18 protein-coding genes are annotated in these 15,872 nt (G+C 64.5%); 2 read left to right on the top strand and 16 right to left on the bottom strand.

What is annotated here, in order from left to right; genetic code table 11:
- The 5 genes from CQ14_RS29870 to CQ14_RS29850 form a co-directional block, all read right to left on the bottom strand.
- Window positions 1–842, bottom strand: an 842-nt coding sequence (locus CQ14_RS29870; RefSeq protein ID WP_057861404.1) for an ATP-binding cassette domain-containing protein, incomplete at its 3' end; no start/stop codon positions are given.
- 2 nt (window positions 843–844) lie between these two features.
- On the bottom strand, window positions 845–1,858 hold the full coding sequence (locus CQ14_RS29865) for an ABC transporter ATP-binding protein (RefSeq protein WP_057861385.1): 1,014 nt from the start codon (window positions 1,856–1,858) through the stop codon (window positions 845–847).
- Between the two features lie 2 nt (window positions 1,859–1,860).
- Entirely contained in the window at window positions 1,861–2,757 is an 897-nt protein-coding gene (locus CQ14_RS29860) for an ABC transporter permease (RefSeq protein WP_057861384.1), read from the bottom strand.
- Window positions 2,754–3,704, bottom strand: coding sequence for an ABC transporter permease (locus tag CQ14_RS29855; protein ID WP_057861383.1), 951 nt, complete (start codon window positions 3,702–3,704; stop codon window positions 2,754–2,756). The genes CQ14_RS29860 and CQ14_RS29855 overlap by 4 nt, the downstream gene beginning before the upstream one ends.
- 52 nt (window positions 3,705–3,756) lie before the next feature.
- Entirely contained in the window at window positions 3,757–5,187 is a 1,431-nt protein-coding gene (locus CQ14_RS29850) for an amidase (protein WP_057861382.1), read from the bottom strand.
- A gap of 106 nt (window positions 5,188–5,293) precedes the next feature.
- Between CQ14_RS29850 and CQ14_RS29845 the strand changes: the two genes are divergently transcribed.
- Window positions 5,294–6,181 (top strand): LysR family transcriptional regulator, encoded by an 888-nt coding sequence (locus CQ14_RS29845; protein WP_057861381.1) that lies wholly within the window; start codon window positions 5,294–5,296, stop codon window positions 6,179–6,181.
- A 17-nt stretch (window positions 6,182–6,198) separates the two neighbouring features.
- Here CQ14_RS29845 and CQ14_RS29840 read toward each other — a convergent pair whose 3' ends face one another.
- The 9 genes from CQ14_RS29840 to phnG are packed head-to-tail and all read right to left on the bottom strand — an operon-like array spanning window position 6,199 to window position 13,095.
- Window positions 6,199–6,810: a pyridoxamine 5'-phosphate oxidase family protein gene (locus CQ14_RS29840; RefSeq protein WP_057861380.1), complete on the bottom strand. Its 612-nt coding sequence runs from the start codon at window positions 6,808–6,810 to the stop codon at window positions 6,199–6,201.
- A gap of 13 nt (window positions 6,811–6,823) precedes the next feature.
- The gene (gene phnN / locus CQ14_RS29835; RefSeq protein ID WP_057861379.1) at window positions 6,824–7,423 is read right to left on the bottom strand and encodes a phosphonate metabolism protein/1,5-bisphosphokinase (PRPP-forming) PhnN; all 600 of its coding nucleotides are present in this window, start codon (window positions 7,421–7,423) and stop codon (window positions 6,824–6,826) included.
- Window positions 7,420–8,574 carry an alpha-D-ribose 1-methylphosphonate 5-triphosphate diphosphatase gene (locus CQ14_RS29830; protein ID WP_057861378.1) on the bottom strand — a complete coding sequence of 385 codons (1,155 nt, stop codon included), beginning with the start codon at window positions 8,572–8,574 and terminating at the stop codon, window positions 7,420–7,422. Before CQ14_RS29830 ends, phnN begins: the two co-directional genes overlap by 4 nt.
- A gap of 13 nt (window positions 8,575–8,587) precedes the next feature.
- Window positions 8,588–9,286 carry a phosphonate C-P lyase system protein PhnL gene (phnL, locus tag CQ14_RS29825; protein WP_057861403.1) on the bottom strand — a complete coding sequence of 233 codons (699 nt, stop codon included), beginning with the start codon at window positions 9,284–9,286 and terminating at the stop codon, window positions 8,588–8,590.
- Window positions 9,287–9,294: 8 nt separating this feature from the next.
- Window positions 9,295–10,095 carry a phosphonate C-P lyase system protein PhnK gene (phnK, locus tag CQ14_RS29820; protein ID WP_057861377.1) on the bottom strand — a complete coding sequence of 267 codons (801 nt, stop codon included), beginning with the start codon at window positions 10,093–10,095 and terminating at the stop codon, window positions 9,295–9,297.
- Window positions 10,088–10,972 carry an alpha-D-ribose 1-methylphosphonate 5-phosphate C-P-lyase PhnJ gene (locus CQ14_RS29815; RefSeq protein WP_057861376.1) on the bottom strand — a complete coding sequence of 295 codons (885 nt, stop codon included), beginning with the start codon at window positions 10,970–10,972 and terminating at the stop codon, window positions 10,088–10,090. Before CQ14_RS29815 ends, phnK begins: the two co-directional genes overlap by 8 nt.
- Window positions 10,969–12,072, bottom strand: coding sequence for a carbon-phosphorus lyase complex subunit (locus CQ14_RS29810; protein WP_057861375.1), 1,104 nt, complete (start codon window positions 12,070–12,072; stop codon window positions 10,969–10,971). The genes CQ14_RS29815 and CQ14_RS29810 overlap by 4 nt, the downstream gene beginning before the upstream one ends.
- Before the next feature lie 2 nt (window positions 12,073–12,074).
- The gene (gene phnH / locus CQ14_RS29805; protein ID WP_057861374.1) at window positions 12,075–12,680 is read right to left on the bottom strand and encodes a phosphonate C-P lyase system protein PhnH; all 606 of its coding nucleotides are present in this window, start codon (window positions 12,678–12,680) and stop codon (window positions 12,075–12,077) included.
- 1 nt (window position 12,681) lies between these two features.
- Entirely contained in the window at window positions 12,682–13,095 is a 414-nt protein-coding gene (gene phnG / locus CQ14_RS29800; RefSeq protein ID WP_057861402.1) for a phosphonate C-P lyase system protein PhnG, read from the bottom strand.
- Window positions 13,096–13,269: 174 nt separating this feature from the next.
- Between phnG and phnF the strand changes: the two genes are divergently transcribed.
- Window positions 13,270–13,998, top strand: a complete 729-nt coding sequence (gene phnF / locus CQ14_RS29795) for a phosphonate metabolism transcriptional regulator PhnF (RefSeq protein WP_057861373.1) — start codon at window positions 13,270–13,272, stop codon at window positions 13,996–13,998.
- A 111-nt stretch (window positions 13,999–14,109) separates the two neighbouring features.
- Here phnF and phnE (CQ14_RS29790) read toward each other — a convergent pair whose 3' ends face one another.
- Window positions 14,110–14,958, bottom strand: coding sequence for a phosphonate ABC transporter, permease protein PhnE (phnE, locus tag CQ14_RS29790; protein WP_057861372.1), 849 nt, complete (start codon window positions 14,956–14,958; stop codon window positions 14,110–14,112).
- Window positions 14,955–15,839: a phosphonate ABC transporter, permease protein PhnE gene (gene phnE / locus CQ14_RS29785; RefSeq protein WP_057861371.1), complete on the bottom strand. Its 885-nt coding sequence runs from the start codon at window positions 15,837–15,839 to the stop codon at window positions 14,955–14,957. The genes phnE (CQ14_RS29790) and phnE (CQ14_RS29785) overlap by 4 nt, the downstream gene beginning before the upstream one ends.
- Window positions 15,840–15,872: the final 33 nt, after the last annotated feature.

Below are 15,872 nucleotides of genomic sequence, written 5' to 3'. Positions count from 1 at the left end.
GCCCCGCGGCGGCGGCGCACCCCACCGGCGCGGGCGCGCGGCACGGCCTCCAGCAGCGCCCGCGTATAGGGGTGGGCACAATGTGCAAAGAGATCCTCGGGGCTCCCCTGCTCGACGATCCGGCCGAGATACATCACCGCGATCTCGTCGCAGAGATAATCGACCACCGCGAGATCGTGGCTGATCAGGATGTAGCTCAAGCCAAACTGATCTTGCAGATCCTGCAGCAGATTGAGCACCTGGGCCTGCACGGAGACGTCGAGCGCGCTGACGGGCTCGTCGGCGACGATCAGCTTCGGCTGCGTGATCAGTGCGCGCGCGATCGCGATGCGCTGGCGCTGGCCGCCCGAGAATTCATGCGGGAACTTGTCCATGTCGGCGTCGCGCAACCCGACCTGCCGCAGCACGCCGGAAACGCGCTCACGCAGCGTCGTGCGGTCCATGCGTCCGAGCGCGGTCAAAGGCTCGGCGACGATGCGCGCGATGGTCTGCCGCGGATCCAGCGAGCCATAGGGATCCTGAAACACCATCTGGAAATCGCGGCGGGCGCGGCGCAGTTCGACGGCCGGCATCCGGTTGAGGTCGCGGCCCATCAGCGACACCGATCCCGACGACGGCTGCTCCAGGGCCATCACCAGCCGCGCGAAGGTCGACTTGCCCGATCCGGACTCGCCGACCACACCGAGGCTTCGGCCCGCCATCACCTGCGCCGTAACACCGTTGAGCGCATGCACCTGCGCAGCCGGCTTGAACATGCTTTCGCGCGGCAGCGTGTAGCGCTGCACCAGATCCCTGACATCGAGCAGCGGTGGCTCGGCGGGTGGCGGCGTCTGCTCAAGCATGGTCATGCCCCCACCGCCCCGACCGCCTCGGCCATTGAAACATCCGTCCTCACGCAGCGCACGCCATGGCCGGCGCTGACATCCACCACGGCCGGCAGCGCCGCGCGACAACGATCCTCGACGATCGTACAACGATCGGCGAAGGTGCACCCGGCGGGCAGATCGGCAAGTTCCGGCACCGTGCCGGCGATGGTCTTCAGCCTTGTGCCCTTGCGCGCGCCAAGGCGCGGACGCGCACGGAACAGCCCCTGCGTATAAGGATGCCCCATCCGCGTGAACACGGCATTCGTTGCGCCGCTTTCAACGACGGTGCCGCCATACATCACCATCATGCGCTGGACATTCTCGGCGATGACGCCGAGATCGTGCGAGATCAGGATCATCGACATGCCGCGCTCGGCGACGAGGTCTGCGATCAGGTCGAGGATCTGCCCCTGGATGGTGACGTCGAGCGCCGTGGTTGGCTCATCGGCGATCAGCACGTCAGGCTGGCAGGCCAGCGCCATGGCAATGGTGACGCGCTGCCGCTGCCCCCCGGAGAACTGGTGCGGATAGGCATCGACGCGTTTCGCGGCATCGGGAAGCCCGACGCGATCGAGCAAGGCGATGGCTTCCTTGCGTGCCGCTGCGGCCGAGCAATTGGTGTGGCGGCGCAGCGGCTCGGCAACCTGGCGCCCGATCGTGTGCATCGGATTGAGCGCGGTCATCGGCTCCTGGAAGATCATGCTGATGCGATTGCCGCGCAGCTTGCAGTAGTTCGCATCAGACAGGCCGACCAGCTCGCTGCCGTCGAGGCGGATGCTGCCGCTGACGACGGCGCTCTCAGGCAAGAGGCCCATCAGCGCCATCGCGGTGACGGATTTGCCGCATCCGGATTCGCCGACGAGACCCAGGGTCTCGCCGCGCTTGAGCGAGAAACTGACGCCGCGAACGGCTTGCGCGGGACCGCGGCTGGTGTTGAGCCTGATACCGAGATCCCTGACTTCGATCAAAGGCGCGTTGGTAGAGCCGCTCATGTTCAACGCTCCCGCGACAGCCGGGGATCGAGCAGATCGCGCAATCCATCGCCAAGCAGATTGAGGCCGAGCACGGCAACCGCGATCGCAGCGCCCGGATAGACCGCGAGCATCGGTGACTGGAACAGCAGCGTCTGCGCGTCGTTCAGCATGCGTCCCCAGGAGGGTTGCGGCGGCTGCGTGCCGAGCCCGAGATAGGACAGCGCCGCTTCGGCCAGGATCGCGAGTGCGAACTGGATCGTCGCCTGCACGATCAGGATCGGCAGGACGTTCGGCAGCACATGCTCGATCGTGATGCGGAAACCGCCCTTGCCCGAGGCGCGCGCGGCAAGCACGAACTCCCGCGCCCAGATCGCATTGGCCGATCCGCGGGTCACCCGCACCAGCGTTGGAATCTGGAAGATGCCGATGGCGGTGATCGAGGTCACCATGCCGGGGCCCGCAACGGCAGCCAGCATGATCGCCGAGAGAACGGCAGGAAACGCGAAAGTGAAGTCGCTCATCCGCATGATGAGCTCTTCGGTCCAACCCCTGCGCGCGGCGGCGAGCAGCCCAAGAGACACCCCAAAAGTGATACCGATCCCGACAGCGATGATGCCGACCATGATGGTGGAGCGGGCGCCAACCAGCAGCAACGAGACGATATCGCGGCCGAGCACATCGGTGCCGAGCCAGTGGGCAGCAGACGGCGGCCGCAGCTTGGAGGCCACGTCGATTTCATAGGCCGACCATGGCGTCCATACCAGCGACAGCAAGGCGGCGCCAAGCACCATCAGGCTGAGCGTGCCGCCGATGACAAAGCTGCGATGGCGCAGCGCGCGGCGCCAGAAGCCGGTCGGGACCTGCGGACGCACGGTGGCGGCCCCCACGTCGACCGAAGCGCTGATCGGAGTGCTCATAGGTTATGCACCTTGATGCGCGGATCGATGAAGGCATAGAGCACATCGACCACGAAGTTGACGATGACGACCACGCCTGCCAGCAGCATCACGCAGTTGCGCACCACGATCAGGTCGCGATTGGCGATCGACTGGAAGATCAGCCGGCCGAGACCCGGCAGATAGAACACGTTCTCGATCACGATCGTGCCCGCCAGCAAATTGGCGAACTGAAGGCCCATAATCGTCATGACAGGGATCATCGCGTTGCGCAGCACATGCCGCCACAAGACGTCGCGCTTGCTCAAGCCCTTGGCGCGCGCGGTGCGCACGAAATCCTCGCGCAGCACCTCGAGCACGGCGGAACGCGTGACCCGCGCCAGGATCGCCGCCTGCACCACCGATAGCGAGATCGCAGGCAGCAGCAGCGATTTGATGCCGGCGAGTATGCTTTCGTCCCACCCTGCGAATCCGCCGGCCGAGAGCCATTGCAGCTTCACCGAGAACAGCAGGATGAGCAGGATGGCGAACCAGAAATTAGGAAGCGCGATCCCGAACTGCGTCAGCGACATCACGCCGACATCGCCGAGCTTGTTGTGATTTGCCGCCGTGTAGATGCCGGCAGAGAGCGCCAGCACGACCGTCATGGACATGGACATGATCGCCAATGGAATGGTGAGCGTGAGGCGCTCCGCAATCAATCCTGCAACAGGCGTGCCATAGACATAGCTATTGCCGAGATCGCCCGTCAGCAGTCCCATGACCCAGTGGACGTATCGATAGTATAGCGGTTGATCGAGCCCGAGCTTGATCGTGAGCGCCCGCACCGCATCGGGCGAGGCATCGGCGCCCATCAGCATCTGCGCGGCGTTGCCGGGCAAGGCATCCAGAACGAGGAAGATGATCAGCGACGCGCCGAGCAGCGTCGCAATCAGCGTCAGAAAGCGGCGGAAAATGAAGACGCTCAAGTCCCTATTCCCCTGTGTTGACTATCAGGTGTAACGGCAGCCGCATTGTCACTTATCCTGCCAGGCTCGGCCACTGGCCGAGCAGATCTTGCGAGGCCTCGAAAAGCGCGCTGACGCGCAGCAATTCGATGTCTCCACGGAATTTCCCGACCAACTGGATGCCGATCGGCAGGCCATCCGCATCGAAGCCGCAGGGCAGACTGACGGCGGGATGCCCGGTCATGTTGAACGGCATGGTCCAGGGAAACCAGTTCGGCCGCACGTCGCTGAACACGCGTCCGTCGATTTCGATCGTGCCGAACAGATCCTGGTCGATCGGAAGCGCGGTGCGGTTGATGGTCGGCATCGCGAGTATGTCGGCCCGTTGCAGCAGGGTCTGGATCCGGCGGAACAGCGCCGTACGGTCAAACATCGCTCGCTGATAGTCAACACCGCTGACCTTCGTGGCCAGCGCCAGTTGCTTCATGAAGGTCTCGCTCAGCACCTCGCCATGATCGGCCGCGAGCTTCTCGAACCGCGCGCGCCACGCGGTATGATTGATGGCGCGCCAGATCGGCTCCACCTCAAACCCCTCGCCGGGCATTTCCTCGACCTCGGCCCCGAGCGCCTCCAGCCTTGCCAGCGCAACCTTGAATGCCGCGGCGACAGCGGCCGCAACCGGCCGGCCGGGCGGGGCGAGACAGAAGGCAATTTTGCGCCCGCGCAGATCGCCGTTTGGCGCCGATCCGTCGACAAAATTCCACTGCGGGAATCCGATCGACCACGGATCGGACGCGTCCTCTCCCGACATCGCCTGCATCATCAAGGCGGTATCCGCGACGGTGCGCGTCGTCGGCGTCACATAGGTCTGGTTGCCGAACGCGTCCTGCACCTGGCTGTGAGGAATGACGCCGCTGCTCTGCTTCAGCCCGACGACACCGTTGCAGGCTGCCGGAATCCGCGTCGAGCCGCCGCCATCGGTTGCGATGGCAAGCGGCGCGATGCCGCTGGCAACCGCAACCGCCGCGCCCCCGCTTGAGCCACCGCTCGAGTGCACGCCGCTCCAGGCATTGCGCGTGCGGCCGAACAACGGCGAGTCCGTCAGGCACTTGGTGCCGAACTCCGGCGTCGTGGTCTTGCCTATGAGGATGGCACCTGCTGCCCGCATTCGCGCCACAGCGACTGCATCATGATCAGGAACGTTATCCTTGTAGGGCACAGCGCCGAAGGTCGTGCGCACGCCCCTGGTGTTGACGAGGTCTTTCGCGGTGTACGGAATGCCGTGAAGCAGGCCCAACGGCTCCCCGGCCATGACGTCACGCTCCGCCTTCCGCGCCTCGGCCATCGCCTCGTCGCCGCATAGCGTGATGAAGCAGTTCAATTCCGGCTGCAGCCGCTCGGCACGCGCCAGCACGGCACGCGTAATCTCGACTGGTGAAACATCCTTGGCCGCGATCCGCGCGCGCAGGTCGGTCGCCGACAGGAAACACAGTTCGTCACTCATCGCGCCAAAGTCCTTAAGGGGTCGAATGACGTAAAGATGACATTCGGATTGACTTTCCGTCCAATACCATCGCACAACTGACCCATACGATTTCGGTATAGCAAAAATGGACCTCCGGCGTCTCCGCTATTTCGTGGCCGTAGCCGAAGAACGCAGCGTCGGCCGGGCGGCCGTGCGCCTGCGCATGGCGCAGCCGCCGCTGTCGGTGCAGATCCGCAAACTGGAATCGGAAGTAGGAACCGCGCTGTTCCGTCGGGGCGCGCGGGGAATGGAGCCGACGGCGGCCGGACGCGCCTTGCTGTCACGTGCGCGAGAAGCACTGGCCTTGACGGCTGAAGGCTTTGAGGCAGCCCGAGCGGTGGCGGCGGGGCGCCGGGGAAGATTGTCGGTCGGTTACATGTTCGCGCTTGCTCACGCGGTGTTGCCGAAGCTCATTCCGGAACTCCGTCGATCGCTTCCGAAAGTCGACCTGGAGTTCATAGAACTGAGCGCATCGACACGTGAGGCCCGGCTGCTGGATCACAGCGTGACGGTCGCACTGTGCATGCCTGCAATTCGCCACAATGAGATCGAGGCCTCCACCATCGGAACGCAGCGATTGATGCTTGCATTGCCTGCCAGCTCGTCGCTGGCGCGCGCCACGGCAGTGCCGGTGAAAAAACTGCAGGGGCGTCCACTGATCAGCCTGCCCTGGCCGGCCGAAGATCCCGCAACGTCTGTCGTGGCATCGCTCCTGAGGCGGCATCAGGTCAGCATGCCGGTTGCGAACCGGGTCGAGACGGTCCACTCCGCGCTCAGCCTCGTCCTTTCCGGAGAGGGCATGGCGATCGTTCCCGCCTGCGCCCAGCTCGGATGCCCGACCGGCGTCGTGTTCAGGCCCTTCCTCGACGCCGACGACGCCATCGACGTCGCGGTTTGCTGGCGCAGGGATTCTCTCAATCCGCTGGTCCGGAATTTTCTCAAATGCGCGGAAAAGGTGATCCGCCAGACGTGATCGCCGTCAGGCGTCCATTACCACATGGTCAGCCGCGCGCGCTCCGGCCATTCACGGTCGTATTTCTCGCCACCGACGGTGTTGTCGCTCATCTCGGCAAGGATCTGGCCGGGCGTCGGCAAGCTTTTGGGATCGACGCGCTTGTCGGGATTCCAGAGATCGGAACGCACGATGGCGCGCGCGCACTGGAAGTAAACTTCCTCCACCACCATGACGATGACGGTGCGCGGCGCCTTGCCTTCCATCTTGAACGAGGCGAGCAGATCCGGATCGGCCGAGACGTGCGCGCGGCCGTTGATGCGCAGCGTGCTGCCGGAGCCCGGGATCAGAAACAGAAGCGCCACCCGGGGATCGCGCACGATGTTGCGCAAGGAATCGCAGCGGTTGTTGCCGCGACGGTCCGGCATCATCAATGTCTTCTCGTCGTGAACGCGAACGAAGCCTGGCAGGTCGCCGCGCGGCGAACAGTCCAGCCCTTCCGGTCCGCAGGTCGCGAGCGCCGCAAAAGGTGACTTGTCCATCAAAGCGCGATAGGCCGGCGTGACCCTGTCCGCGACCTTGACCGTCGAGGCATCGTTGGGGAAACCGTAGATCGCCTCAAGCTGCTGGATGGTCGCGACAACGGTCATTTCCGGTTTCCTTTCAATCGTTCCATTTCTCGTCCTTGATCACGCGGACGAGTTGGCGGGCATGGTATTCGGCACTGCCGGTGTTGACGATGGTGACATCAGGCGCGGCCGCTTCATCCTCCACCGTACGACCCAGGCGGGCCTCGAGCTTGCCGTCGCTGCTTCGCCGGCGCATCGCAAGCCGTTCGGCCAGAACGTCCGGCGGGGCCGTGATAGAAACCACCACCACTTCGGCATAGGCGCAGCGCATCGCGCCAATCACGGTGCGCGACACGTTGGCAACGACCGTTCGTCCCGCACGGATTTCGTCGTTAATCGCGCGCGACAGCGCATAGCAGTGGCCATGGGCTTCCCAATGCATGGCGTATTCGCCGCGCGACAGCGCCTCCTGAAACGTGCCGAGGCTCACCTCGTCGTTTTCCTCCGACACTGACGCTTCACGCGTAATCGCGCGGCGCGGAAAGACGACATTGCCATCATCGGCACAGGCTGCCCTGGCAAGGCCGAGCAGCGTATCCTTGCCCGCGCCGCTCGGGCCGACCACGAGCACCAGCCGTCCCGGCCCGATCGCAGCGTTCTGACCCGTCGATGTGGTTGTCAGCGTCTCCGTCATGCGACCCGCCGCCCTTCCCGCCAGACGCTCCGCACCACCGGAATGTCGCGGGCGACATGCACCCGGATCAGATCGGCGCGCTTGCCGGGCGCGATCTCGCCGCGATCCGAAAGGCCAACGGCTTCGGCCGGCGTTTTCGTCACCGTACGAATAGCGGATGCCAGATCGATCGCGGGAACGTGCGTCGGCAATTGCAGCGCGGCCATCAAGAGGCTCGACGGGATATAGTCGGACGACAGGATATCCAGCAGTCCCTCGCGGGCGAGATCGACGGCGGCGATGTTGCCGGAATGCGAACCGCCGCGCACCACGTTGGGTGCCCCCATCAGGATGCCGATGCCCGCCTGATGCAGCCCGCGCGCGGCTTCAATCGTGGTCGGAAACTCCGCCACCGATACCCGATCCTTGATCGCGTCGGCGACGTTTTCCTCGGTGGTGTCGTCGTGGCTGGCGAGGGGTATCTCGTATTGATGGGCGAGCGCCACGATCTCGCGCATGTTGGTGGCGGCATAGGCCTTCTGATAGGCAAAACGCTTCTCGAACAGCGCATCGAGCTCGGCGTCGGTTTTCCCGCCTCCCTTGCCGCGATAATAGTCGCGCAGCTTGACCTCGTCGCGGAACTGACGCTGCCCCGGCGTGTGATCCATCAGCGACATCAGCCGCACGTCCGGCCGGTCGATCAGCTCCTTGGCTTCCTCGACCACGCTCGGCATCGGGATTTCGCAGCGCAGATGCAGGAAGTGATCGGCACGAAGCAGGTTCGCCTCGCGAGCCGATGTAATGGCTTGCGCCAGAACGCCCGCCCTGCCATCGACCTCCTCCGCCCCATCCTCGCGCCAGACCCGCAGCGAATCCAGAACCGTGGTGATCCCCGAGGTGGCCAGCTGTCCGTCGTAGGAAACCACCGCCGCGATGGGATCCCAGAATACCTTTGGACGCGGCACATAGTGCATTTCGAGATGGTCGGTGTGCAGCTCGATCAGGCCGGGCATGATCAGGTCGCCGCCGGCGTCCTCGCTGCCGGCCGGCGCACTGCCCTCGCCGAATTCGGCGATGCGGCCGTCGGCGAGAGCGACCCAGCCGCGCTCGATCACGCGGTCGGCCAGCACGATGCGGGCGTTTCCGAGGATGGTTTCGTGCTTCGAGGTCATCTCACTTCTTCCTTCATGCCGCGGCGGCAAATGACGTCACATCAACGATCCGGTCGGCGATCAGATGGCGAATTTCGTCGTCATGGACGATCGCCACCATCGCGACGCCCTGTCGCTTTTTCTCTTCAATCAATTCGACGACGACGGCGCGGTTGGCCGCGTCGAGCGAGGCGGTGGGCTCGTCCAGCAACAGGATCGGCAGGTCGGAAATGAACCCGCGCGCGATGTTGACCCGCTGCTGCTCACCGCCGGAGAATGTCGATGGCGGCAGGGCCCACAACCGCTCGGGGATGTTGAGGCGGCGGAGCAGTGCACCGGCCCTCTCGCGGGCTTCCGCGCGTGCGGTCCCGTTCGCAATCAGGGGTTCGGCTACCACATCTATGGTGGCCACCCGGGGCACCGCGCGCAGGAACTGGCTGACATAGCCGATGGTCGAGCGGCGCACGCTGAGCACCTGCCGCGGCTCGGCCGTGGCAAGATCGATCACCTTGCCCTGATGCCGGATACCGATCCGGCCGCCATCGCAGCGGTAATTGCCAAAGATCATTTTCAGGATCGAGGATTTGCCGGCGCCTGACGGCCCCGACAGCACCACGCATTCGCCCGGTTCGACATGGAACGAGACGCCGCGCACCACGGGCAGCTCGACACCGCCCTGCAGATGCATGGTAAAAGTCTTTTCGGCGTTGGTGATGTCGATCATCGCAGTCATTGGCGCGCTCATGCCGGCAGGATCGAGGAAACAAGCAGTTGGGTGTAGGGCTCGCGGGGATCGTCGAGCACTTGATCGGTCAGGCCGGTTTCGATGACGCGACCGCCCTTCATCACCATCACGCGATGCGACAGCAGCCGCGCCACCGCGAGGTCATGGGTGACGACGATCGCGGCAAGGCCCAGTTCGCTGACGAGATTGCGCATCAAATCCAGCAGGCGCGCCTGCACCGATACGTCGAGCCCGCCGGTCGGCTCGTCCATGAACACCAGCCGCGGCTCGGTGACGAGGTTGCGCGCGATCTGCAGCCGTTGCCGCATGCCACCCGAATAGGTCCGCGGCGCGTCGTCTATTCGGGCGGTATCGATCTCGACCCGCTCCAGCCAGGAGGATGCGCTATCGCGAATGCGGCCGTAATGATTCCAGCCCACCGCCATCAGCCGCTCGCCGACATTGGCGCCGGCGGAGACCGCCATACGCAGGCCCTGTGCGGGATCCTGGTGCACATAGCCCCAGTCAGTCCGAAACAGAAAGCGGCGCTCGGCCTCGCCTAACGCGGCCAGATCGCGCAATACCCCATCCCGCATCCGGTACGATACGTGGCCGGCGCTCGGCGCGAGCTGTGCCGACAATAGCTGCAAGAGCGTCGACTTGCCCGACCCGGACTCGCCGACGATGGCCAGCACCTCGCCGGGATAGAGCGCAAAGGAAACATCCCGGCAGGCGGTCAGCCGGCCGTAGTTCTTGCCGAGATGTTCGGCGATCAGCAACGGTTGGTCATCCTGCATGGTGTTGTGCGGCTCAGCCATGCGCCCTCTCCTTGTGCGGCGCTGCGCTTTCGCTGCCGCGATGCCCAGCCTGCTGACGAGACTCGCAATAATCGGTGTCGGAGCAGACGAACATCCGCCCGCCCTTGTCGTCAGTGACGATCTCGTCGAGATAGGAATCGCCGGCGCCGCACAACGCACAGGGCGCGTCGAACCGGTAGCGCGTGAACGGGTGATCCTCGAAGTCGAGCGAGACCACATCGGTATGCGGCGGGATCGCGTAGATGCGCTTTTCGCGGCCGGCGCCGAACAGTTGCAGCGCCGGGCAATTGTCCATTTTCGGATTGTCGAATTTCGGCGTCGGCGACGGGTCCATCACATAGCGCGCATTCACCTTCACCGGATAGGCGTAGGACGTCGCGATATGGCCGAACCGCGCAATGTCCTCGTACAGCTTGACGTGCATCAGGCCGTATTCGCCGAGCGCATGCATGCGCCGCGTCTCGGTTTCGCGCGGCTCCAAAAACCGCAGCGGCTCCGGGATCGGCACCTGATAGACCAGTACCTGCCCCGCATGCAGCGGCGCTTCGGGAATCCGGTGCCGGGTCTGGATCACCGTGGCATCCGCCGTAGCGGTGGTCGTCGCAACGCCCGCTGTCTTGCCGAAGAATTTCCGGATCGAGATCGCGTTGGTGGTGTCGTCCGAACCCTGGTCGATCACCTTCAGCACGTCGTCGGGCCCGAGGATCGCCGCCGTGACCTGCACGCCGCCGGTGCCCCAGCCATAGGGCATCGGCATTTCGCGGCTGGCGAACGGCACCTGATAGCCGGGGATCGCAATCGCCTTCAGGATCGCGCGGCGGATCATCCGCTTGGTCTGTTCGTCGAGATAGGCGAAATTGTAAGCCGGCGCGTTCATTCCGCGGCCTCCTGCATTTGCGGCGCCTCGTTCGCGTCGGCAAACTCCTGGCGCAATTTGCGCAAGAGGCCGAGCTCGGACTGGAAGTCGACGTAATGCGGCAGCTTGAGATGCTCGACGAAGCCGGTCGCCTGCACATTATCCGAGTGCGACATCACGAATTCCTCGTCCTGGCCCGGCGCGACCACCTCCTCGCCGAGCTCGCGGGCGCGCAGGCTGCGATCAACCAGCGCCATCGACATGGTCTTGCGCTCGCTCTGCCCGAAGGCCAGGCCATAGCCACGCGTAAAGCACGGCGCTTCGGTCGCCGAACCCTTGAACTGGTTCACCATCTGGCATTCGGTCAGTGCAATGGAGCCGAGCGGAATGGCAAAGCCGGCGTCCTCAGCGATGAACTCGACCTCCACTTCGCCGAAGCGAATCTCGCCGGCAAACGGATGGTTGCGGCCATAGCCGCGCTGCGAGGAATAGCCGAGCGCCAGCAGAAAACCCTCGTCGGCACGCGCCAGATTTTGCAGGCGCAGATCGCGATCAGCCGGGAAATTCAGCGGTTCGCGCGTCAAGTCTGCGACGGGAGCGTCAGCATCTGCCGCTGGCGAAGGCTCGATCAGGCCGTCACGGCCGAGAATGTCGGTCACGCGCGGCGTCGCCATGGCTGGCGCTTCACCTGTGGCGGGCTCATCGGGCGAGAATCCGTCTGCAAGCTGCGGGTCCAGCAGACGATGGGTGTAATCGAAAGTGGGCCCGAGAATCTGCCCGCCCGGGATATCCTTGAACGTCGAGGAAATCCGGCGGCGCACCTGCATGGTGCCGGTATCGACCGGCTCCGTCGCACCGAACCGCGGCAGCGTGGCGCGGAACGCGCGCACCAGGAAGATCGCCTCGATCAGGTCGCCCCGCGCCTGCTTGATGGCCAGCGCCGCCAGCTCGCGGTCGAACAGCGATCCTTCGGTCATGACGCGGTCGACGCCTAGCGAAAGCTGCTCGGCGATCTGGGCCAGTGACAACTCGGGAACATCACGGTCGCCGCGCCGCTCATGCGCCAGCAGGCGGTGGGCGTTCTCGATGGCGCGCTCGCCTCCCTTGACGGCAACATACATCGTCAGCCTCCCCTCACCAGCCGCGTCGTGCGCGGTATCGCAACAATGGCATCGTCATGAACCAGCACGACATCGATCCCGCGCGGAAACAGCGCGGCGTTGATGACGAGCCGCTCGAACAGATCCTGCGGCTGGATTGAAGCGCGCAGTGTCACGGTCCCGTCGATACCCGGGCCCCGCAACTCGGTTGTGGGGCCGTCGGTCAGGCTTTCGACCTGCAGAATCAGCGTCGTCGAACGGTCCGGATATTCATTGCTGCCGAACGCGAAGCGATCGAGCGCCGGCAGGCTTTGTGGGTCGCCTACCAGCGCGAAACCGGCGATCGACGAATCCGCAACGATCGGCGCGCTGGTGTGGAACTTGAGCCATTTGGCGATGTTGGCCGTTGCCGACATCCGGCCGTCGAGCCACACCGGCGTATCGTGGTCGAACAGCGTCAGCGCTATGGCGGCCGTGCCGCGCATCATCGTGTCAGGCGTGCCGGCCATTGACGCGATGCGCTGAATGCTGCCGGGGCGCGCCATGGCGTCCATCACGGACCGGAAGGTCGATTGCGCCGACAATACCTTGTCGGCAAATCCTGCGGGCAATTCGGCAACGGTCGTCATCTCAGCCCTCACCCCGCACCATCGTGTAGAAATCGACCCGCGTCGCCGCGGCCTCCGCGGCCTTGCGGCTGCGCTTTTCGATCATCGCCTCGCGCAGCGGCGCAATCACCTCGGCTTCAACCGCGGCGACAAACTCATCCGACTGCACCATCGCATCGCACAGCGCGATCAACTTCGCCTTGTGGCGGTCGCGACCGAGCGTGTAGCCGAAGCCGACTTCTCCGGTCGAAAGCCGCACCGCCGCGCGCGAAACCGTGGCCTCTCCGAGATTAAAGGGCGCGCCGTCTCCGCCGATCCGGCCGCGCACCATGACGAGCCCATTTTCCGGCTCGCGCAGGTCTTCGTGCGCCGGCAACGCAATCGCCTTGAGGTGACCAGCAATGTCGACGGCCTCGGAGTGCGCCAGCACCGCCATCGCAGCCTTGCGTCGCGCCTGACCGCCGTCTTCGTTTGCCAGCCTTTCATCGCCTGCCATCATATCGACCTTGCCTGAATCAAGTTGTCTATGATACTAGACAACTTGATAATGAAGCGCCATGACAGTTTCGTGACTATGAGGTGATTTTTCTCCGATGCCCGGTTTCGTTCCATGAGCATCCAGGATGCGCCCTCCGGCGTTGCGCTGTGGCGGCAGGTCGCCGACGGCATCGAGCGCGGCATCGCCGACGGCCGCTTTGCCGCGGGCGAAAAGCTGCCGGGCGAGATCGAGATCGCCGAAACCTATCGCGTCAACCGCCACACCGTGCGCCGGGCGCTGGCCACGCTGGCCGAGCGCGGGCTGGTGCGCGCCGAGCGCGGCAGCGGCACCTATGTCGAGACGGGACGCATCGCCTATCCGCTGCGTTCCCGGACACGGTTTTCCGAAATCGTCGGCGCTGGCGGTCGCGAACCGCGCGGCCAGTTCATAGACGCGTCGGAGCAAGAAGCCACCCGCGAGCTGGCGCGAGAACTTGGGCTAAAGACCGGAGCGCCCCTGGTCCGGATCGAATCGGTGCGGCTCGCCGACCGCGTACCGATCTGCGTCAGCACCACCTGGCTTTCGGCCGAGCGCTTCCCCGACGCCGGGAAAGTGTTCGCCAATGTCCGCTCGATGACCAAGCTGGTTGCGCACTACGGCATCCGGGATTTTCGCCGCGCGTCCACCCGGATCACCGCGGGCATCGTCGACGCAACCGACGCCACGCGGCTGGATCTCGCGCTCGGCCGTCCCGTGCTCGTGGTTGACAGCACCGACGTCGACACAATGGGCCAGCCACTGACGACCAAGCGCGCGCGCTTCGCCGCCGAGCGCGTCGAGTTTCTGGTGGAGAACGGTTAAGTGCCGTAGGGTGGGCAAAGGCGCGTTTTGCGCCGTGCCCACCATCTATCCACACGGCAAGAAAATGGTGGGCACGCTTCGCTTTGCCCACCCTACGAGATCTACGCCTGATCACGCAATCGCGCGCTGTCCGATGATGGCAAATCGCAGCTTGCCCGATATCCAGTCGATCGCGGCCACCGCGACCAAAATCATCAGGATCAGGAACGACACCTTCTGCCACTCCAGCACGCGGATCTGTTCGGCGAGCTGCAGGCCGATACCTCCGGCACCGACGATGCCGATAATGGTGGCTGAACGCGTATTGGATTCGATGAAATAGAGCACCTGTCCGGCGATAACCGGCAGCACCTGCGGCATCAGGCCAAAGCGTATTTCGTGCAGCGCCGTGCCGCCGGAGGCCCTGATGCCCTCGACCTGCTTCTTGTCGGCGGCTTCGATCGCTTCGGAGAACAATTTTCCGAATGCGCCGAAATCCGCCACCGCGATCGCCAGCACGCCGGCGAACGGCCCGAGCCCGACGACGTTGATCCACACGAGGGCCCAGATAAGCGTGTCGACGCCGCGAATGGAATCGAACGCACGGCGCACCGGAAAACGCAGAAGCTGCGAAGGAATGATGTTGCGCGCCGCCAGCAGGCTGACGGGCAGCGCCAGGACGGCGGCCGTGGTGGTGCCGAGCACTGCAATGGACAGCGTTTCGCCGAGCGCGGAGAGATAGGCCGGCAATGACGAGCCCGGATCAGGCGGGATCATCATCAAAGTGATCCAGCCGAGCTGGCTCAGGCCCGACCACAGCTTTGCCGGCGAAAAATCGAGATTGACGAGGCCGAACACGAATACGACACACGCACCGGCAATCATTGCCGGCATCGCCAGACGCGTCGCGGCCGGTCGATCGAACACGTCGGGATACTTCGCCCGCAACTGCTCCCGATCGGGCTTCGGCAACTGGCTCATGCGCTGATATCCTTGCCGAACAACCGGCCGCGCAGCCAGCCTGTGGCGATATCGATGATGAAGACCGTGACGATGATCGTCACCAGAATGGCGCTGACATCGGAGTAATAGAACTTCCGGATCGCGACCACGAGTTCCTGCCCGATGCCGCCGGCGCCCACAAAACCCATTACCGACGCCTCGCGGACGTTGATCTCGAAGCGAAGCAGGGCATAGCTCGCGTAACCCGCCGTGACCTGCGGCAGGACGGCGAAGCGCATGCAGGACATCCAGCCCGCGCCGGTCGAGCGAACGCCCTCGACAGGCTTCATGTCGGCGTTCTCGACGATCTCCGAGAACAGCTTGCCGAGCGCCCCCGTCGAATGGATGGCGATCGCCAGCACGCCCGCCATCGGACCGAGGCCGAAGGCAATGACGAAGATCAGCGCGAACACGATGCCGGGAACGGTACGGGCGAATTCCAGCAGACGACGCGTCGCAAAGCGCAGCCACGGCGCCGGCGAGGTGTTTTGGGCGGCGAAGAAATTCAATGCAAAGGCCAGCACCGCCCCGATCATGGTGCCGACATAGCTGATCAGGATGGTCTCGCCGAGCATCCACAGCCATTTGCGCCAGCCCCAGAACCATTCGGCGGGATTGGTCCACACTCTCGTCCCATCCTCCAGCGTGAGAATGCGGTCGAAATAGCTGACGAAGTTGCCGAAGAACGTGAACAGCGTGCGCAGGTTAACTTCCGCGCCGATGGCAGCGACGATCAGTACTGCGAAAAATGCGACGGCCGCCAGCGTCATTCGCAGCCGCTTGCGCGCTACCGCCTGACGATAGGCGTCGTTGAGCGCCGCCAGTTGCGGAGCCGGAAGAATGGAGACGGCGGTTGTCATCTGGGATGCCGATAGAAAGCTGAACCGAAAACG

Source organism: Bradyrhizobium lablabi, assembly GCF_001440475.1.
Lineage (GTDB): Bacteria > Pseudomonadota > Alphaproteobacteria > Rhizobiales > Xanthobacteraceae > Bradyrhizobium > Bradyrhizobium lablabi.
This window is presented reverse-complemented; position numbering and strand designations above follow the sequence as displayed.